This window comes from Leifsonia shinshuensis, assembly GCF_013410375.1.
Taxonomy (GTDB): Bacteria; Actinomycetota; Actinomycetes; order Actinomycetales; family Microbacteriaceae; genus Leifsonia; species Leifsonia shinshuensis.
Genome location: NZ_JACCFL010000001.1, coordinates 369,344 through 386,729 on the forward strand (window position 1 = coordinate 369,344; position 17,386 = coordinate 386,729).

At 70.1% G+C, this 17,386-nt stretch carries 22 protein-coding genes; 19 read left to right on the top strand and 3 right to left on the bottom strand.

Features of this window, described 5'->3' with window-relative positions; genetic code table 11:
• Positions 1-13 precede the first annotated feature (13 nt).
• From HNR13_RS01780 to HNR13_RS01790, 3 genes are all read left to right on the top strand, one after another.
• Positions 14-490: a GNAT family N-acetyltransferase gene (locus HNR13_RS01780; protein WP_179604167.1), complete on the top strand. Its 477-nt coding sequence runs from the start codon at positions 14-16 to the stop codon at positions 488-490.
• Positions 491-499: 9 nt separating this feature from the next.
• Positions 500-757, top strand: a complete 258-nt coding sequence (locus HNR13_RS01785; protein ID WP_179604168.1) for a DUF4287 domain-containing protein — start codon at positions 500-502, stop codon at positions 755-757.
• A gap of 130 nt (positions 758-887) precedes the next feature.
• The gene (locus HNR13_RS01790) at positions 888-1,397 is read left to right on the top strand and encodes a hypothetical protein (RefSeq protein WP_179604169.1); all 510 of its coding nucleotides are present in this window, start codon (positions 888-890) and stop codon (positions 1,395-1,397) included.
• Positions 1,398-1,412: 15 nt separating this feature from the next.
• On the opposite strand, the gene HNR13_RS01795 is transcribed toward HNR13_RS01790, so the two are convergent.
• A complete protein-coding gene (locus HNR13_RS01795) occupies positions 1,413-2,111 on the bottom strand; it encodes a Pr6Pr family membrane protein (protein WP_179604170.1) in 699 nt (232 codons plus the stop codon).
• A 99-nt stretch (positions 2,112-2,210) separates the two neighbouring features.
• Between HNR13_RS01795 and HNR13_RS01800 the strand changes: the two genes are divergently transcribed.
• Positions 2,211-2,810 (top strand): DUF308 domain-containing protein, encoded by a 600-nt coding sequence (locus HNR13_RS01800; protein WP_179604171.1) that lies wholly within the window; start codon positions 2,211-2,213, stop codon positions 2,808-2,810.
• Complete coding sequence (locus HNR13_RS01805) at positions 2,807-3,175, top strand: hypothetical protein (RefSeq protein ID WP_343063405.1); 369 nt, start codon at positions 2,807-2,809, stop codon at positions 3,173-3,175. Before HNR13_RS01800 ends, HNR13_RS01805 begins: the two co-directional genes overlap by 4 nt.
• An 81-nt stretch (positions 3,176-3,256) precedes the next feature.
• Here the strand turns inward: HNR13_RS01805 and purB are convergent, their stop codons facing one another.
• The gene (purB, locus tag HNR13_RS01810) at positions 3,257-4,636 is read right to left on the bottom strand and encodes an adenylosuccinate lyase (protein ID WP_179604172.1); all 1,380 of its coding nucleotides are present in this window, start codon (positions 4,634-4,636) and stop codon (positions 3,257-3,259) included.
• 63 nt (positions 4,637-4,699) lie between these two features.
• Positions 4,700-5,089, bottom strand: coding sequence for a phage holin family protein (locus HNR13_RS01815; RefSeq protein ID WP_179604173.1), 390 nt, complete (start codon positions 5,087-5,089; stop codon positions 4,700-4,702).
• 60 nt (positions 5,090-5,149) lie between these two features.
• On the opposite strand from HNR13_RS01815, the gene HNR13_RS01820 reads away from it, so the two are divergent.
• From HNR13_RS01820 to HNR13_RS01885, 14 genes are all read left to right on the top strand, one after another.
• On the top strand, positions 5,150-5,662 hold the full coding sequence (locus HNR13_RS01820; RefSeq protein ID WP_246312696.1) for a hypothetical protein: 513 nt from the start codon (positions 5,150-5,152) through the stop codon (positions 5,660-5,662).
• Between the two features lie 45 nt (positions 5,663-5,707).
• A complete protein-coding gene (locus HNR13_RS01825; RefSeq protein ID WP_343063406.1) occupies positions 5,708-6,817 on the top strand; it encodes a histidinol-phosphate transaminase in 1,110 nt (369 codons plus the stop codon).
• A gap of 4 nt (positions 6,818-6,821) precedes the next feature.
• Positions 6,822-7,961, top strand: a complete 1,140-nt coding sequence (locus HNR13_RS01830) for a thiamine pyrophosphate-dependent enzyme (protein ID WP_179604174.1) — start codon at positions 6,822-6,824, stop codon at positions 7,959-7,961.
• Positions 7,962-8,272: 311 nt separating this feature from the next.
• Positions 8,273-9,238 carry an alpha-ketoacid dehydrogenase subunit beta gene (locus HNR13_RS01835; RefSeq protein ID WP_179609032.1) on the top strand — a complete coding sequence of 322 codons (966 nt, stop codon included), beginning with the start codon at positions 8,273-8,275 and terminating at the stop codon, positions 9,236-9,238.
• 27 nt (positions 9,239-9,265) lie between these two features.
• Positions 9,266-10,651, top strand: a complete 1,386-nt coding sequence (locus HNR13_RS01840; RefSeq protein WP_179604175.1) for a dihydrolipoamide acetyltransferase family protein — start codon at positions 9,266-9,268, stop codon at positions 10,649-10,651.
• Between the two features lie 145 nt (positions 10,652-10,796).
• Positions 10,797-11,696, top strand: a complete 900-nt coding sequence (locus tag HNR13_RS01845) for a metal ABC transporter solute-binding protein, Zn/Mn family (RefSeq protein ID WP_179604176.1) — start codon at positions 10,797-10,799, stop codon at positions 11,694-11,696.
• Positions 11,693-12,553, top strand: a complete 861-nt coding sequence (locus tag HNR13_RS01850) for an ATP-binding cassette domain-containing protein (RefSeq protein ID WP_179604177.1) — start codon at positions 11,693-11,695, stop codon at positions 12,551-12,553. Before HNR13_RS01845 ends, HNR13_RS01850 begins: the two co-directional genes overlap by 4 nt.
• Positions 12,550-13,407 carry a metal ABC transporter permease gene (locus tag HNR13_RS01855; protein WP_179604178.1) on the top strand — a complete coding sequence of 286 codons (858 nt, stop codon included), beginning with the start codon at positions 12,550-12,552 and terminating at the stop codon, positions 13,405-13,407. The genes HNR13_RS01850 and HNR13_RS01855 overlap by 4 nt, the downstream gene beginning before the upstream one ends.
• Before the next feature lie 9 nt (positions 13,408-13,416).
• Entirely contained in the window at positions 13,417-13,815 is a 399-nt protein-coding gene (locus tag HNR13_RS01860) for a transcriptional repressor (protein WP_179604179.1), read from the top strand.
• A 198-nt stretch (positions 13,816-14,013) separates the two neighbouring features.
• Positions 14,014-14,250: a 50S ribosomal protein L28 gene (gene rpmB / locus HNR13_RS01865; protein WP_047561095.1), complete on the top strand. Its 237-nt coding sequence runs from the start codon at positions 14,014-14,016 to the stop codon at positions 14,248-14,250.
• Positions 14,251-14,252: 2 nt separating this feature from the next.
• Positions 14,253-14,420 (top strand): 50S ribosomal protein L33, encoded by a 168-nt coding sequence (gene rpmG / locus HNR13_RS01870; RefSeq protein ID WP_055922173.1) that lies wholly within the window; start codon positions 14,253-14,255, stop codon positions 14,418-14,420.
• A 3-nt stretch (positions 14,421-14,423) separates the two neighbouring features.
• Positions 14,424-14,729: a 30S ribosomal protein S14 gene (gene rpsN / locus HNR13_RS01875; RefSeq protein ID WP_179604180.1), complete on the top strand. Its 306-nt coding sequence runs from the start codon at positions 14,424-14,426 to the stop codon at positions 14,727-14,729.
• A gap of 257 nt (positions 14,730-14,986) precedes the next feature.
• Positions 14,987-15,271 carry an HU family DNA-binding protein gene (locus HNR13_RS01880; protein WP_281369267.1) on the top strand — a complete coding sequence of 95 codons (285 nt, stop codon included), beginning with the start codon at positions 14,987-14,989 and terminating at the stop codon, positions 15,269-15,271.
• A 139-nt stretch (positions 15,272-15,410) separates the two neighbouring features.
• Positions 15,411-17,384 (top strand): bifunctional copper resistance protein CopD/cytochrome c oxidase assembly protein, encoded by a 1,974-nt coding sequence (locus HNR13_RS01885; RefSeq protein ID WP_343063407.1) that lies wholly within the window; start codon positions 15,411-15,413, stop codon positions 17,382-17,384.
• Positions 17,385-17,386 lie beyond the last annotated feature (2 nt).

Below are 17,386 nucleotides of genomic sequence, written 5' to 3' on the forward strand. Positions count from 1 at the left end.
TAGCGTGGCGGGCATGACCACCATCGACGTCGCCGTCCCAGCCGCACTCGAGAGCACGGACGTGGAGGCGTTGCGCCGGCTGCTGCCGCAGCTGTCCCGCTCCGCGGCCTTCGACGAAGAGCGCCTTGCCGCGATGATCGGCCACCCGGGAACCGACCTGTTCCTGGCCCGGATCGATGGCGAGGTGGGAGGGATGGCGACGCTCGCGTCGTTCCCGCTCCCGACCGGGTGGCGTGGTCATGTCGACGATGTCGTGGTCGACGACGCGCACCGCGGGAGGGGCATCGCCCGGAAGCTCCTGGAGGCGATCATCGATCTGGCCGAGCAGCGCGGGCTGCGGACGCTGGACCTGACCTCCCGCCCCAGCCGCGCCGCGGCGATCGCCCTCTACGAGTCGGTCGGATTCGTCCGTCGCGACTCGACGCTCATGCGGTACGCGGGCCGGCCGGCGTCGCGCACCGACCTGACCGCCGAACGCGCCCACCGCTAAGCTTCCCCCATGCCCCAGCACCGCGTCGTCGCGCCCGTGATCGCCCCCGGCGAGAAGGTCATGGGGCCGCCCTCCTACTTCCCGAGCATCGAGAAGAACTACGGACGGCCGGTCCAGGAGTGGCTGGACCTCGTCGTGGAGCGGCTCGACACCGGTGCCACGCACATGGAGGTCGTGGGCTGGCTGAAGTCCGAGTTCGGCATGGGGCATGGCCACGCGAACGCGCTCGTCGGGTACGCGAAGGCCAAGCTCGCTGAGGAGAAGTAGCCCGTTCGCCGAGGAGCCCTGACCGGCACGCCGCCGCTGGGCCGGCCGAAAGCCGGCTGAGAGCGTTCTCCGAGCGCGGATCATCCTCAGGGAGGACGCGCGTCGCCGCCGTTCCGCGTGGAATGGAAGAGTGAACACCATCCTCATCCCGTTGCTGCAGGGCGCAGGGCCCGTCGCGCTCGCCGTGGTGTCGTTCGCGCTGGCCTTCACCTGGCCCACCCTCATCGAGCCCGTCGGCCGGCTCGGCTCCGAGCGCGGCCGGCTCACCGGCTTCGCCGCCGTCGGCGTGCTCCTCCTGCTCGCCGCGACCGTCGTGTACGTCGTCCCGGGCGTCCTGCTCCGCGACGACTTCGGCGCGGTCGTAGTCGCGCCGATCGCCGCCACCTGGGTCATCGTCGCCGCCGCGCTCGGCGTGCGTTCGCTCCTCCAGACCGGGATCGCGCGCGTGGTCTCCGTGGCGTTCTCGATCGTCACCCTGTTCGGCGCCGCCGCCGGCGTCCTGACGGCGCTCAGCTGGCACCACCCGATCAGCAGCACCATCCTGCCGACCGGGGCGTTCGTCCTCATCGTGGGCGCCATCGCGGGGATCGTCGCCTGGGCGCGGCCCGACAGCGACGACGCGACCGCGGTCGCCGCCTAAGACAGAGGCGAGGAGTCAGGCGGTCGCCGAGTCGCCCGGGAGGGCGCGGCCGCCCCGCCAGCGCCGCGACGCCCAGACCACGCCGTAGCCCGCGCACAGGATCACCGCGGCGATCAGCACGATGTAGGACGCGACCGACAGATAGCCGTTCGGAGATGTCTGAGGGTTCAGGAACGGGTACGGGTACCACGGCTGCCGCCCGGTGACCGCGTCGGCGGCGAACGGTCCGCGCACCAGCGTGTACACCGCCCACACGATCGGGAACGCCGCGATCCCCCACACCGTGCGGCGGCGCAGCGGTACGCGTCCGGGCGCGAGCAGCCAGTCCAGCACCAGGTAGAGCGGCGCGACGACGTGCAGCACCTCGTTCGACCAGGCGACCGTCGTGCCCTGCGGGAGCGGGATGTTGCGCAGCAGCAGGTTGTAGACGACGCCCGTGGTCAGCATGTAGGTGACGACCGCCGCGCGAAACGCCCCGAACCACGCCGGATCGTCCGTGCGCGTCCCGAGCAGCAGCACCGCGCCGATCGCGAGCACCACGACGGTGGCGGCATTCGACTCGATTGTGAAGAAGCTGAAGAAGTTCACCACGAAACCGGCGACGTCGCCGCCCTTGCCGGCCACCGTCCGCACACTCGTCGCGAGCTGGGCGACGATCGCCGCCAGCACCAGCAGCGCGATGAGCGCGCGGAGCACACCGAAACCGACCCGCATGGCGCGATCGTAGCGGCGCCGGGAGGCCGTCGCGCGGCAAACGCGCAGGTAGCCCGCGACTAGACTGGGAAGCGAATCCTGACTGAGAGAGGTCGCCGAGTGGCACCCGCCGTTCCCCAGAATCAGGGCGATCCGAACTCGAGCCGGTATTGGGTCGTCCCCGCCGTGCGCGCGATCGTCGCGCTCGCCGCGGCCGCCGTCGTCACCTTCACCCGGGACGCGCACACCGCCCAGTTCGGCCTCATCGTCTTCGGCGTCTTCGCGGTGGCCGACGGCCTCGCGACCAGCGTCCTCACCCTCCTCTTCGCCGCGAAGGGGCTCACCCGGACCCTCTTCGCCGTCCAGGGCTGCATCGGCATCCTCGCCGGAGCGATCGCGATCGCCCTCAACACCAGCGGCCTCGGCCTCTACCTCTACATCGTGACCGTCTGGGCCGCGCTGACGGGCGTGCTCGAGCTCTACAGCTGGGTGCGCGAGCGCCGGCGCGACGCCGCCGCCCGCGACTGGCTCATCACCGGGGCGCTCACCGCGATCCTGGCCCTGGTGCTCCTGTTCGTGCCGGCCGACGCGGTGCTCGCCATCGGCCTCTTCGGTGCCTGGGCGGTCATCGTCGGCGTCTTCCAGGGCATCGGAGCGGCGTCGCTGCGTTCCGCCGCCCGGTCCGCCACGGCCGCACGCCGGACGGGGAGCGGATCGTGACCAAGCGCGACAAGAAAGACCCCAGTGTGACCAACAGCCTCCAGCCGACCCGCCGCGACCGCTTCCTCCCCGCCGAGCTGCTCGGCATCTCCGCCGGACTCGGGGTGTTCGTCGGCCTCATCGTCCTCATCGCGACGCGCGAGTTCATCCTCGCGGGCGTCGCGCTCGGGATCGCGTTCATCCTGTCGCTCGTGCTGATGGCGCTGTTCGCCCTCGCCTTCAAGCCGACCGCGGCCGAGGTGGAGGACATCCACGAGCAGGACGCGGAGGCGCAGGAGAAGGCCGCAGGCCACGGCGACGCGGCGAAGCCGAGCGTCGAGCGCGACGACCGCCGCGGACGCGACGACGGGCCGCGCGGGCACTGAGCCCGGCCCACGCGTTCTCGACCGGCATCCGGCCGAGAGGGGGCGTCGGCCGGGACCGTCCAGCGGCCCCGGCCGCAGACCTCAGAGCCGGTCGACCAGCTCCGACGCCAGCCCGATGTAGCCGGCGGGCGTGAGCGCCAGCAGCCGGTTCTTCGCGGCCTGCCCGATCTCCAGGCCGTCCACGAACGCCGTCAGCGCCTCGTGGTCGACGCGCTTGCCGCGGGTCAGCTCCTTGAGCAGCGCGTAGGGGTCGGAGATCGTGGACCGGCCGGCGGTGACCTCCGCGCGGATCACCGTCTGGATGGCCTCCGCGAGCACCTCCCAGTTGAGGTCGAGGTCCGCCGCGAGGGCGTCGCGGTCGAGCGAGATCTGGGCGAGGCCGCGCTGGATGTTGTCGAGCGCCAGGAGCGAGTGGCCGAGGCCCACACCGATGTTGCGCTGCGTGGTCGAGTCGGTCAGGTCGCGCTGCAGGCGGCTGGTGACCAGGGTGGCGGCGAGCGAGTCGAGGACCGCGCTGGAGAGCTCGAGGTTGGCCTCCGCGTTCTCGAAGCGGATCGGGTTGACCTTGTGCGGCATGGTCGAGGAGCCGGTCGCGCCGGGCTCCGGGGTCTGCCGGAAGTAGCCGAGCGAAATGTACGTCCAGATGTCGGTGCACAGGTTGTGGAGGACGCGGTTCGCGTGCGAGATGCGGGAGTACAGCTCGGCCTGCCAGTCGTGCGACTCGATCTGCGTGGTGAGCGGGTTCCAGTCGAGGCCGAGGCTCTCCACGAACTCCTGCGAGATACGGGGCCAGTCGGCCTCGGGGTCGGCCACGAGGTGAGCCGCGAAGGTGCCGGTCGCGCCGCTGAACTTGCCCAGGTACTCGGTGGCCTCCACCTGCTTCCGGATGCGGTCGAGGCGGTGCACGAAGACTGCGAGCTCCTTGCCCATCGTCGTCGGCGTCGCGGGCTGGCCGTGAGTGCGGGCGAGCATGGCGTCGTCCCGGTACTGGACGGCCTGGGCGCGCAGCTCGGCGATCACGTTGCGGAACGCGGGCAGCCAGACCTGCGCGACCGCCGCGCTGACCGTGAGCGCGTAGGAGAGGTTGTTGATGTCCTCGCTGGTCGCGGCGAAGTGGGTGAGCTCGGCGATGTGGTCCAGGCCCAGCGCGTGCAGGCGCTCGCGGACCAGGTACTCGACGGCCTTCACGTCGTGCTTGGTGGTGGCCTCCAGCTCGGCGAGCCGGTCGATCTCGGGCTGGCCGAACTCGTCCGCGAGCGCGCGGAGCTGCGCGATCTGCTGGTCCGTCAGCGGGGAGGAGCCGAACATCCGGTGGCCGGTCAGGTAGATGAGCCACTCGACCTCGACCTGGACGCGCGCCCGGTTGAGACCCGCCTCCGAGAGGTGGTCGCCGAGGCCGAGCACCGCGGACCGGTAGCGGCCGTCCAGGGGGCTGAGCGGCTGGGGAGGCAGGGCGGTCATGGGGCTCCTCGCGGGATCGGCGTGGTGGATTCGCCTCTATTCTCCCGCACTCGCGCCAGCGGGTCAGCGCTCGCGCGTGAACGGCCGGAAGATCAGCCCGATGAGCCAGCCGATGATGCCGAGCACCAGCGCGCCGAGCACGCCCCACCAGAAGCCCGCGACGTGGAGGCCGAAGCCCATCAGGCCGCTGATCCACGACACCAGGAGCAGGAGCAGCCCGTTCACGATGAACGAGATGAGCCCCAGGGTGAGGATGTAGAGCGGGAACGCGACGATGCGGATCACCGTGCCGACGATCGCGTTGACCACGCCGAAGATGAGGGCGACGAGCAGGTAGGTCAGGACGGTCGCCGTGGAGCCGGGGGCGTAGGGCACGACGGTGACGCCGCTGACGATGAGGGTCGTCAGCCACAGCGCCAGGGCGTTGATGATCACCTTGAGCAGGAATCGCATGGCCACATCCTCCCAAACGGGAGGCGCGCGGGACAGGGGCTCGCCGCTAGAGTCGCGGTCATGCCCGATGGAGACGGCCGGTTGCCGGATACGAACGGACTCGTGCCGCCGCAGCTCCTCGACGCGCCGCGCGTGAAGAAGGTGTATCCGCCGCTGCAGTGGTGGCCGCTGCGGGTGATGAATCCGTGGCACAAGCTCGCAGCCCTCCTTGGGTTGTGGGCCGTTGGGTTCCTTGTCACGTCGCTTCTGCGGCTGGTGGTTCCGGCGGACATCGCTTCCTCGATCACGGAGCCCTTCCTGTTCGTGGGTCAGTTCTTGCTCGCGCGGTCGTTCAGGGGATACGGGGAGCCGGTCGAGCCGTCCCGAGCGTGGTGGCGACTCACCGCTCGCCCTCGCGCCGGATGGTGGCTCGCTGTCTTCTATGCCTGGGGTGCGTTCGGCGCGTTCAGTCCACGAATTCATGCCCCGATCGACTGGATGCTCGTCGTCGAGTTCGTCTTCTGGGCCGCCGCCTTCCTCAACTCCTCCATCCGCCTCACCATCGAGCGTCGTCGCGCGCTGCCCTCCCGATAGAGAGGAATGCTCCCGCGGGAATGCGCCCGCGACTAAGTTGGGTCTGTGACTGACGAAGACGCGCACGGCGTGCGGCTGCGGCCCGAGATCGTGGCGGTCCCCGCCTACAAGCAGGGTCGGCCCGCGCCGGCGGACGGTTTCAAGCTGTCCAGCAACGAGAACCCCTATCCCCCGCTCCCCTCCGTCGTGGAGGCCGTGGCGGCCACGCTCACGGAGCTCAACCGGTACCCGAACGCGGGCGGCGCCGACCTGCGGGAGCGGCTCGCCGAGCGGCACGGCGTCGATGTGGCGCAGGTGCACCTGGGCAGCGGCTCCGTCGCGCTGCTCGCACAGCTCATCTCCGCGGCAGCAGGACAGGGCGACGAGGTCGTCTACTCCTGGCGGTCGTTCGAGGCCTACCCGGGGCTGGTCACCGTCGCGGGCGCGACCAGTGTCCAGGTGCCGAACCGTCCGGACGGCGGCCACGACCTTCCGGCGATGGCCGCGGCGATCACCGACCGCACGCGCGTCGTGATCGTCTGCACGCCCAACAACCCGACCGGCCCGGTGGTCACGGCCGCCGAGTTCGAGGCGTTCATGGCCAAAGTGCCGCGCGACCTCCTGGTGCTGCTCGACGAGGCCTACTACGAGTTCGTCACCGACGACGCCTCGGTGGACGGCATCCCGCTGCTCTCGCACTACCCGAACCTCGTGGTGCTGCGCACGTTCTCCAAGGCGTACGGCCTGGCCGCCCTGCGCATCGGTTACGCGGTCGGCCCGGCGGCGGTGCTGAACGCGGCCCGCTCCGCGGCCATCCCGCTCTCCGTCACCGACGCGTCCCGCGTCGCCGCGCTCGCCTCCATCGACGCCGAGGACGAGCTCATGGAGCGCGTGGCACGGATCGCCATGCGCCGCGACAAGCTGCGGAACGCGCTGATCGAGCAGGGCTGGAACGTGCCGGAGGCCAACGGCAACTTCGTCTGGCTGGACACCGGCGCGGAGACGGCGGCCGCCAACGACGCGTTCTTCGACGCGGGCCTGACCGTGCGCGCGTTCCCGCCGGAAGGCATCCGGATCAGCGTCGGCGAGCAGGAATCTGTGGAGAAACTCCTGGAGGTCACCGCCGATATTGTGCGGAACCTACCAAATGGGCACCCCGGCAAGCGGTTAGGTTAGAACGGTGGTTGCGACGAACGATACCCCGCGCCCGGCGAACACCGTCCAGCTGCTGACCGCAGACGGCCGGTTCCAGCCGAGCGACCCGGCCGGCGAGTACCTCCCCTACCTCGAGCGACTCGGGGAGGAGGACTACCGCACCTTCTACCGCGACATGGTGCGCGTGCGCGCCGTGGACGACGAGGGGGCCAACCTCCAGCGCCAGGGCCAGCTCGGCCTGTGGGTGCCGAGCCGCGGCCAGGAGGGCGCCCAGGTCGGCTCCGCCCGCGCCGCCAAGCCGCAGGACAATCTGTTCCCGTCCTACCGCGAGCACGTCGTCGGCATGATCCGCGGCATCGACCCGGTCGGCATCATGGGCCTGCTGCGCGGCACCACGCACGGCGGCTGGGATCCGACCGACCCCGCCATCCACGGCTTCCACCTCTACACGCTGGTCATCGGCTCGCACACGCTGCACGCCACCGGCTACGCCATGGGCGTCAAGCTCGACGGCAAGGTCGGCACCGGGAACCCGGACGTGGACGAGGCGGTCATCGCCTACTTCGGCGACGGCGCGACCAGCCAGGGCGACGTCAGCGAGGCGTTCGTCTTCGCGGCGAGCTACCAGACCCCGCAGGTCTTCTTCCTGCAGAACAACCACTGGGCCATCTCCGTGCCGGTGAAGACGCAGTCGCGCACGCCGCTCTACCTGCGGTCCAGTGGCTTCGGCATCCCGGGCGTGCAGCTCGACGGCAACGATGTCCTCGCCGCCTACGCGGTGACCGCGAAGCACCTCGACGACGCGCGCAACGGCGAGGGCCCCAGCATGATCGAGGCGCTCACCTACCGGATGGGCGCGCACACGTCGAGCGACGACCCGACCAAGTACCGCACCGACGATGAGGTCGCCTACTGGGCCGAGCGCGACCCGATCCTGCGGTTCCGGGCGTTCCTGGAGAACCAGGGCGTCGGCCAGGCGTTCTTCGACGCGGCGCACGAGGAGGCGGCCGACCTGGCCGCCGACGTGCGCCGCCGCACGCTGGAGCTGGGCGTGCCGCCGATCGAGAGCATGTTCGACAACGTCTACAGTGAGCCGCATCCCGTGATGGACGAGCAGCGACGCTGGCTGCAGGAGTACGAGGCGTCGTTCGGAGGTGACGCATGAGCGACCTGAGAGGCGAGACCGGATACGTGGAGGCCGAGCTGATGGAGGACGAGACGCCGCAGCGCGACGAGCCGTTCGACGACACCCAGGCCATCGACGTGGTGGAGATCGTGGAGAGCGAGCCCGGCTCGCGCGTGCTCGAGGAGCACGTGGCCGAGCAGGAGTGGACGCGCGAGTTCGTGGTCGAGAACGAGACGGTGCCGGAGCAGGCGGACGCGATCGACGCCGAGTCGGAGGTCGGGGAGCCCCAGCCGGGAGTCGCGGCACAGTCGGAGGCTCCTGCCGAGCCCGCCGGCCCGCGCATCCAATCGATGCCGATGGTGAAGGCGCTCAACGCCGGCCTGCGGCGCGCGCTCGCCGCGGACCCGAAGGTCCTGCTGATGGGCGAGGACATCGGCCCGCTCGGCGGCGTCTTCCGCGTCACGGAGGGCCTGCAGGCCGAGTTCGGCGCGAAGCGCGTGCTCGACACCCCGCTCGCGGAGGCGGGCATCATCGGCTCGGCGATCGGCCTCGCGATGCGCGGCTACCGCCCGGTGGTCGAGATCCAGTTCAACGGCTTCGTCTTCCCCGGCTTCGACCAGATCACGACGCAGCTGGCGAAGCTGACCAACCGGCACGGCGGCGCGGTTTCGATGCCCGTCGTCATCCGCATCCCGCACGGCGGCCACATCGGCGCCGTCGAGCACCACCAGGAGGCTCCGGAGGCGTACTTCGCGCACACCGCGGGCCTGCGGATCGTCGCGCCGTCGACGCCGAACGACGCGTACTGGATGATCCAGGAGGCCATCGCCTCCGACGATCCCGTGATCTTCTTCGAGCCGATGAGCCGCTACTGGCCGAAGGGCGACGTGGACACCGAGGAGAACCCGGTGCCGCTGCACGCCAGCCGCGTGGTCCGCACCGGCACGGACGCGACGATCGTGGCCTGGGCGGGCATGGTCCCGGTCGCGCTGCGCGCCGCCGAGGTCGCCGCCGAGGAGGGCCGCAGCCTGGAGGTCGTCGACCTGCGCTCGCTCGCACCCATCGACTACGCGCCGGTGCTCCAGTCGGTGCAGAAGACCGGCCGGCTCATCGTCGCGCAGGAGGCGCCCGGCACCGTGTCCGTGGCCTCCGAGGTCGCCGTGGTGGTCGCCGAGAAGGCCTTCTACTCGCTGGAGTCGCCCGTGCTGCGGGTCGCCGGCTTCGACACCCCCTTCCCGCCGGCCAAGCTGGAGGGCGTCTACCTGCCCGACGCCGACCGCATCCTCGAAGCCGTCGACCGCGCGCTCGCGTACTGAGCCCGCGACGAACGAAAGAAGCCGCACATGAGCGAGTCCCAGTTCCTGCTGCCCGACGTCGGCGAGGGTCTGACCGAGGCCGAGATCGTCTCCTGGAAGGTCGCGCCCGGTGAGCCCGTCGCGGTCAACCAGGTGATCGTGGAGATCGAGACGGCCAAGTCGCTCGTGGAGCTGCCGTCGCCGTTCGAGGGGACGGTCGGGGCGCTGCTCGTGTCCGAGGGTCAGACCGTGGAGGTCGGCACGCCGATCATCACCGTCACCGGCGGGTCTGCGCCGTCCGCCCCGGCCGAGCCGGTGGGCGAAGTGGCGGAGGCGGAGGCCGACGCCGCGCAGAGCGTGTCGCACGAGGCCGACGAGCCGAAGGCGGGCGCCGTGCTCGTCGGCTACGGCGCGGCCGGTCACGGGACCAGCCGCCGGCGCCGCGTGACGCACCCGGGGACGGCGTCCATCCCGGTGACGTTCACGCCCGCTCCCGCCGCTGCCGCGGCTCCCGCTGCCGCCGCTCCGACCGCTCCCGCGGCTGCTCCGGCCGGCGCCTCCCCCGCCGGGCGCGCCCCCGTCATCGCCAAGCCGCCGATCCGCAAGCTGGCGAAGGACCTCGGCGTCGACCTCACGATCGTCACCCCGACCGGCCCGATCGGCGACATCACCCGCGACGACGTGCTCCGGGAGGCGACCCAGGCGAGCGTGTTCCGCAACATCCAGACCCCGGCCTGGCCGGACGACCGCGAGGACCGCATCCCGGTCAAGGGTGTGCGCAAGGCGATCGCCAACGCGATGACCACCAGCGCGTTCAGCGCCCCGCACGTCAGCCTGTTCGTGGACGTCGACGCCACCCGCACGATGGAGTTCGTCAAGCGGCTGAAGAGCTCGCCCGACTTCGTCGGCGTCAAGGTGTCGCCGCTGCTCATCGTGGCGAAGGCGATCATCTGGGCCGTGCGCCGCAATCCGACCGTGAACTCCACGTGGACCGACGAGGAGATCATCGTCCGGCACTACGTGAACCTCGGCATCGCCGCCGCGACACCGCGCGGGCTCATCGTCCCGAACGTCAAGGAGGCGCAGGGTATGACCCTGCTGGAGCTCGCCAAGGCGCTGGAGGAGCTGACCCTGGTCGCCCGCGAGGGCAAGACTCCCCCGGCTGACATGGCCGGCGGCACGATCACGATCACGAACATCGGTGTGTTCGGGATGGACACCGGGACGCCGATCCTGAACCCGGGCGAGGTCGGCATCGTGGCGCTCGGCACGATCAAGCAGAAGCCGTGGGTCGTGGACGGCGAGGTGCGCCCGCGTTACGTCACGACGCTGGGAGCGTCGTTCGACCACCGCGTGGTGGACGGGGATGTCGCCTCGCGGTTCCTGGCGGACGTCGCCTCCATCATCGAGGAGCCCGCGCTGCTGCTCGACTGAACCCTCGACATTCGTGCCGAATGTCGCTTCTCGCGCGCTCAGAGTCGACATTCGTGCTGAATCGCGCGTGGGCCGTTAATGATTTTGACAATCGTTCTCAATTAGGGATACATTCGTGGTACACCCACGAATTAGACAGGTCCCCATGCAGAAGCGTTCCGTCTTCGCCCTCGCCCTCGCCGCCGCGACCGTAGCGGCCCTGACCGGCTGCTCCGCCGGCTCGTCCGCCGACGACGGCAAGGTCCGCGTCGTCGCCAGCACCAACGTCTACGGCGACATCGCCTCCACCATCGCCGGCAACGCCGTCGAGGTGACGTCCCTCATGTCCGACCCCGCCCAGGACCCGCACTCGTTCGAGGCGAGCGCCCAGAGCCAGCTCGCCGTCTCGAAGGCCGACATCCTGATCGAGAACGGCGGCGGCTACGACGACTTCATGAACACCCTCCGCACCGGCTCGAAGAACACGAAGGCCACCGTGCTGAACGTGGTCGACATCTCGGGCAAGAAGGCCGTCGGCGGCGAGCTCAACGAGCACGTCTGGTACGACTTCCCCACGATCGAGAAGTTCACGACCACTCTGACCGACGCCCTCTCGAAGGCCGACCCGGCCCAGAAGGCGACCTTCACCAAGAACGCCGCGGCCTTCTCCGGGAAGCTCGCCGCCCTCCAGAACCGGGAGGCCGAGCTGAAGGCGAAGTACGCCGGTGCCGGCATCGCCGTGACGGAGCCGGTGCCGCTCTACCTCCTGGAGGCCGCCGGGCTCGTCAACAAGACGCCGGAGAAGTTCAGTGCGGCGATCGAGGCGGGCACGGACGTGTCCCCGCTCGTCCTGCAGGAGACGCTGGCGCTGTTCAGCGGGCACCAGGTCAAACTGCTCGCCTACAACGAGCAGACCAGCGGCCCCGAGACCGAGCGCGTGAAGGCCGCGGCCACGGCAGCCGGCATCCCCGTCGTGCCCGTCACCGAGACGCTGCCCGCCGGCAAGGACTACGTTGGCTGGATGAACGCGAATCTCGACGCCGTCGCTTCGGCGCTCGCCAAGTGAGCGAACCGATCGAGCGCGTGGCGGCGCCGGGCGAGCGCGACGTCGTGCTCAGCCTGCGCGACGCCGCGCTCGGCTTCGGCGACCGCACACTGTGGAGCGGGCTGGACCTGGACGTCCACGCCGGCGAGTTCGTCGCCGTGCTCGGGCCGAACGGCTCGGGCAAGACCAGCCTGCTGAAGACGATCCTCGGCCAGCAGGCGCTGGACTCCGGGAACATCGTCCTCGAAGGCCGCCCCGTCCGGCGCGGCGACCGGCGGATCGGGTACATCCCGCAGCAGAAGCTCATCCCCGCCGGCACCCCGATGCGCGCCCGCGACCTCGTCGCGCTCGGCGTCAACGGTCACCGTTGGGGGCTCCCCCTCCCGAACCGCGCCGACCGGGAGCAGGTGGAGCAGCTGATCGACTCCGTCGGCGCGCGCCGCTATGCGGACACCCCGGTCGGGTCGCTGTCAGGCGGCGAGCAGCAGCGGCTCCGCGTCGCGCAGGCGCTCGCCGGGGATCCCGCGCTGCTGCTCTGCGACGAGCCGCTGCTGTCGCTGGACCTCCAGCACCAGCGCGGCGTCAGCGAGCTGATCGACCGGCGCAGGCGCGACCACGGCAGCGCCGTCGTCTTCGTGACGCACGACGTGAACCCGGTGCTCGGGATGGTCGATCGGGTCCTCTACCTGGCGGGAGGCCGGTTCCGCACCGGCACGCCCGACGAGGTGCTGCGCAGCGAGGTGCTCACCGACCTGTACGGAACGCCCGTGGACGTCATCCGCAGCCGCGGGCGCATCGTCGTCGTGGGCATCCCGGACGCCGAGACCCACGCGCACCACGAGCACACCCGAACCTCGCACCCGGAGCCGGCCGCATGAACGATCTCTGGTCGCAACTCTTCAACTTCACCGACTACGGCCAGCTGCTGGCGCTGGTGCGCAACTCGATCTTCGCGGGCGCCGTTCTGGGCGTCGTCGGCGGCCTGATCGGCGTCTTCGTGATGCAGCGGGACATGGCGTTCGCCGTCCACGGGATCAGCGAGCTGTCGTTCGCGGGGGCCGCGGTCGCGCTGCTGTTCGGCGTGAACGTCGTCGCCGGGTCGATCGTCGGATCGCTGATCGCCGCGATCCTGATCGGCCTCCTCGGCGCGAAGGCGCGCGACCGAAACTCGATCATCGCGGTGCTGATGCCCTTCGGGCTCGGGCTCGGGATCCTGGCCCTGGCGCTCTATCCCGGCCGCTCCGCGAACAAGTTCGGCCTGCTCACCGGCCAGATCGTGTCGGTCGACGACCCGCAGCTCGGCTCGCTGCTCGTCATCGGCGCCATCGTGCTCGTCGGCCTCCTGCTGATGTGGCGCCCGCTGATGTTCGACAGCCTCGACGCCGACGTGGCGGCGTCTCGGGGCGTCCCGACCCGGTTCGTCGCCCTGGCGTTCATGGTGCTGCTCGGCCTCGCGGTCGCGGTCTCCGTGCAGATCGTCGGCGCCCTCCTCGTGCTGTCCCTGCTGGTGACCCCGGCGGCGGCGGCCATGCGCGTCTCCTCGTCGCCACTGGTCGTCCCGCTGCTGAGCGTGGGCTTCGCCCTCCTTTCGGTGGTCGGCGGCATCCTGCTGGCGCTCGGCAGCTCCCTGCCGATCAGCCCGTACGTGACGACGATCTCCTTCCTCATCTACGTCGTGTGCCGGCTGGCGGGCGCCCGGGGTTCCCGGCGACTCGTGAGCCAGAACGGCTAGCCTGGAACCGTGAAGCGCAACACCTGGCAGCGGGAGGCCGTCCGCGAGGCCCTGTCCTCGACGGAGGGCTTCATCAGCGCGCAGGGACTCCACCTGTCGCTGCACGAGACGGGCTCGCCCATCGGCCTCGCGACGGTCTACCGCGCGCTCGCCGACCTGGCCGCGGAGGGCGACGCCGACTCGCTCCAGTCGCCGGAGGGCGAGAGCCTCTACCGCGCCTGCACCACCGGCCACCACCACCACCTGATCTGCCGCAACTGCGGCCTGACGGTGGAGATCGAGGCGGACGAAGTCGAGCAGTGGGCGCGCGCCGCGGCGGCGTCGCACGGGTTCACGCAGGCGCAGCATGTGGTGGACGTGTTCGGGCTGTGCGCGGGGTGCACGGCGAAGGCGGCAGGCGCGGAATAGCTGAATGGCGCCGGGCAAGCGCTACTGCGATTTGTCGCCACCGCCATCTGTGCCGTATCATGAATGTTTGGCTGAGTGGGCTCCTCCCACTCCGTTAGCCGTGTACGAAACCCCAACCTCATAAACCGGTCGGGAAGTCGTGCGCCGACAAGTGACCTTGGGTGATGCAACTGCATCACGGTATTGGAGAAGAAAGCAATGGCAGCAGTGTGCCAGGTGACAGGAGCCACCCCCGGCTTCGGTCACAACATCTCGCACTCGCACCGTCGCACGAAGCGCCGGTTCGACCCGAACATCCAGAAGAAGACGTACTACGTCCCGTCTCTTCGTCGTAACGTCACCCTGACGCTGAGCGCCAAGGGCATCAAGGTCATCGACGCCCGTGGCATCGAGTCCGTGGTGAAGGACCTCCTGGCCCGTGGGGAGAAGATCTAACAATGGCGAAGCAGCAGGACATCCGTCCGATCATCAAGCTCCGTTCGACGGCGGGCACCGGTTACACCTACGTGACCAAGAAGAACCGCCGCAACGACCCCGACCGTCTCGTGCTCAAGAAGTACGACCCCATCGTGCGCAAGCACGTCGACTTCCGAGAGGAGCGCTAAACCATGGCCAAGACGTCCAAGATCGCCAAGAACGAGCAGCGCAAGGTCATCGTCGAGCGCTACGCCGCCAAGCGCGCCGAGCTCAAGAAGGCCCTCGTCGACCCCAACGGCACCGACGAGTCCCGTGAGGCCGCCCGCGTCGGCCTCCAGAAGCTCCCCCGCGACGCCTCCCCCATCCGCGTCCGCAACCGCGACGCCGTGGACGGCCGTCCCCGCGGAAACCTCAGCAAGTTCGGCATCTCGCGCGTTCGCTTCCGCGACATGGCGCACCGAGGCGAGCTGCCCGGCATCACCAAGTCGAGCTGGTAAGACCCAGCCTTCGCTGCTGAGAGGCAGCGGTCGACACCCTTCGGAGGGGCGTCCGGCATCCGCCGGGCGCCCCTTCGTCGTATCCTCGCCTGGACACGCCGTGTCAACCCGGCCGAAAATCCGCGAGAATCCGCGTAATTCCGCGGGATTCTGATACATTCGAGGCGGTCAACCGACCAAACGTTACGGCCCACCGTGGCCTCAACCGTTCCACAAGACAGCTGAATATCCAGCACAAGGTCCGAGGAGGACACTCAATGGCTGAAAACCTGAACAAGACCGAGCTCGTTGCTGCCGTCGCCGCGGCGTCGGGTCAGAGCCAGGCCACCGTCTCGAGCGTCGTCGACGCCTTCTTCGCCACGATCAGCGAGACCGTCAAGGGTGGCGGCAAGGTCACCATCCCGGGCTGGCTCGCCGCCGAGCGCACCGAGACCGCCGCTCGCACCGGCCGCAACCCGCAGACCGGCGAGGAGATCTCGATCCCGGCCGGCCACCGCGTCAAGCTGACCGCGGGCTCCAAGCTCAAGGCTGCCGTCAAGTAACAGCCTGAACCAGGCTCTTGCGGGGGCGGCGTCGCGACTGCGGCGCCGCCCCCGTTCCGTTGCGGCGACAGGGATCCGCGGCCCCCGACCGGCGAGCCCTGTGGGCAGCCGCACAGCGGCGGAGACGTAGGCTTGAGGGGTGCCCCGACTTCTCCGCGTGATCGGTCCCGCCGTACTCCTGGCGGCCGCTCTCGTCTCCGTCGTGGCGGCTCTCGCCTTCGGCGGAGGGGCCGCCGCGCCCCTCCTGCTCGACCCGGGAGCGCTCGTGCGCTGGGGCCTCCCCATCTCGACGCTCGTCGTCAACCTCGCCCTCTCCGGGACTGTCGGAGCGCTCGTCCTGGCCTGCTTCGCGTTCAGCTCGGACCGCCCCGAGTACGGGATCGCCCTCGACTTCGCCGCGGCGTGCGCGGCGATCATGACGGTCGCCGCCGCGGTGACCGGCCTCTTCACCTTCGTCAGCGTCGCCAACGTGCCGTGGTCGTTCGACCAGACCTTCACGAACGGGCTCAGCTCGTTCGTCACCAGCGTCTCGCTCGGGCAGGCCTGGCTCGGGATCACGCTCATCGCCGCCGCCGTCACGGTGCTGTGCTTCGCCGTGCGCAACCAGACGGCGATCGTCTTCGTCACGCTGCTCGCGATGGCCGCCGTCGTGCCCATGGCACAGCAGGGGCACAGTTCGGAGGCGGCCGGCCACGACGCCGCGGTGACGTCCTTCGGCCTGCACGTGCTCTTCGCCGCGATCTGGCTGGGCGGACTTGTCACGCTCATCGTCATCAAGCGCACCCTGGGCGGCGGGCGGCTCGTGACGGTGCTGGAGCGCTACTCCAGCATCGCCCTGATCTGCTTCATCGTCGTCGCCGCCTCCGGCTACGTGAACGCGGAGCTGCGCGTGGGCACGCTGGCGGAGCTCGCGACGCCGTACGGCATTCTGGTGCTCGTCAAGGTGGCGGCGCTCGTGGTGCTCGGCCTGTTCGGCCTCATGCAGCGCCGTGTCCTCATCGACCGGCTGAAGCGGCTCGGCGAGGGCCGGACGTTCTGGTGGATCGTCACCGCCGAACTGGCGTTCATGGGCATCGCGTCCGGGGTGGCCGCGGCCCTCGCGCGCACCGTGACGCCGGTTCCGCAGACGCGCGCGGCGACGCCGACGCCCGCGGAGATCCTGACCGGCGAGAAGCTGCCGCCCGAGCTCACTTGGGGCCGCCTGTTCACCAGCTGGAACTTCGACCTGCTGTGGGTGCTCGGCTGCGCGTTCGCGCTGTTCTTCTACCTGGCCGGAGTGTGGCGGCTGCACAAGCGCGGCGACGCCTGGCCGATCTACCGCACCGTGCTCTGGACCCTCGGCATCGTCCTGTTGTTCTACATCACCAACGGCGGCGTCAACGTCTACGAGAAGTACCTCTTCTCGGCGCACATGTCCGCCCACATGGTGCTGACCATGGCGGTCCCGCTGCTCCTCGTCCCCGGCGCCCCGGTGACGCTCGCCGCCCGGGCGATCCGCAAGCGCCAGGACGGCTCCCGCGGCGGCCGCGAGTGGATCCTGCTCGCCGTCCACTCCCGCTTCGCCGGGATCATCTCGCACCCGCTGGTCGCGGCCGGCCTGTTCGCCGGCTCGCTGTGGGCGTTCTACTACACGCCGCTGATCCGGTGGGCGACGACCGACCACATCGGGCACGAGTGGATGGTGATGCACTTCCTGATCACCGGCTACCTGTTCGTGCAGTCGCTGATCGGCATCGACCCGGTCAAGTACCGGCTGCCGTACCCGTTCCGGCTGCTGCTCCTGCTCGGCACGATGGCCTTCCACGCCTTCTTCGGCCTGTCCATCATGCAGATGCACGGCCTCATCCTGGCCGACTGGTTCGGCGCGATGGGCCGCACCTGGGGCGCGACGCCGCTCATCGACCAGCAGACCGGGGGCGGGATCGCCTGGAGCGTCGGCGAGATCCCGACCGTGATCCTCGCGATCGTCGTGGCCATCCAGTGGAGCCGCAGCGACGAGCGGGAGACCAAGCGTCAGGACCGCAACGCCGACCGGACCAACGACGCCGAGCTGAAGGCGTACAACGAGCAGCTCGCCCGGCTCGCGGCCCGGGACGGCACGGCGCAGCGTTAGCC

Excerpts from the sequence above, each read along its gene's own strand:
- HNR13_RS01780 (WP_179604167.1), top strand. The coding sequence starts at position 14 with ATGACCACCATCGACGTCGCCGTCCCAGCCGCACTCGAGAGCACGGAC.
- HNR13_RS01785 (WP_179604168.1), top strand. The coding sequence starts at position 500 with ATGCCCCAGCACCGCGTCGTCGCGCCCGTGATCGCCCCCGGCGAGAAG.
- HNR13_RS01795 (WP_179604170.1), bottom strand. The coding sequence starts at position 2,111 with ATGCGGGTCGGTTTCGGTGTGCTCCGCGCGCTCATCGCGCTGCTGGTG.
- purB (WP_179604172.1), bottom strand. The coding sequence starts at position 4,636 with ATGACCGCCCTGCCTCCCCAGCCGCTCAGCCCCCTGGACGGCCGCTAC.
- HNR13_RS01815 (WP_179604173.1), bottom strand. The coding sequence starts at position 5,089 with ATGCGATTCCTGCTCAAGGTGATCATCAACGCCCTGGCGCTGTGGCTG.
- HNR13_RS01820 (WP_246312696.1), top strand. The coding sequence starts at position 5,150 with ATGCCCGATGGAGACGGCCGGTTGCCGGATACGAACGGACTCGTGCCG.
- HNR13_RS01835 (WP_179609032.1), top strand. The coding sequence starts at position 8,273 with ATGCCGATGGTGAAGGCGCTCAACGCCGGCCTGCGGCGCGCGCTCGCC.
- HNR13_RS01840 (WP_179604175.1), top strand. The coding sequence starts at position 9,266 with ATGAGCGAGTCCCAGTTCCTGCTGCCCGACGTCGGCGAGGGTCTGACC.
- HNR13_RS01845 (WP_179604176.1), top strand. The coding sequence starts at position 10,797 with ATGCAGAAGCGTTCCGTCTTCGCCCTCGCCCTCGCCGCCGCGACCGTA.
- HNR13_RS01855 (WP_179604178.1), top strand. The coding sequence starts at position 12,550 with ATGAACGATCTCTGGTCGCAACTCTTCAACTTCACCGACTACGGCCAG.
- rpmB (WP_047561095.1), top strand. The coding sequence starts at position 14,014 with ATGGCAGCAGTGTGCCAGGTGACAGGAGCCACCCCCGGCTTCGGTCAC.
- rpmG (WP_055922173.1), top strand. The coding sequence starts at position 14,253 with ATGGCGAAGCAGCAGGACATCCGTCCGATCATCAAGCTCCGTTCGACG.
- rpsN (WP_179604180.1), top strand. The coding sequence starts at position 14,424 with ATGGCCAAGACGTCCAAGATCGCCAAGAACGAGCAGCGCAAGGTCATC.
- HNR13_RS01880 (WP_281369267.1), top strand. The coding sequence starts at position 14,987 with ATGGCTGAAAACCTGAACAAGACCGAGCTCGTTGCTGCCGTCGCCGCG.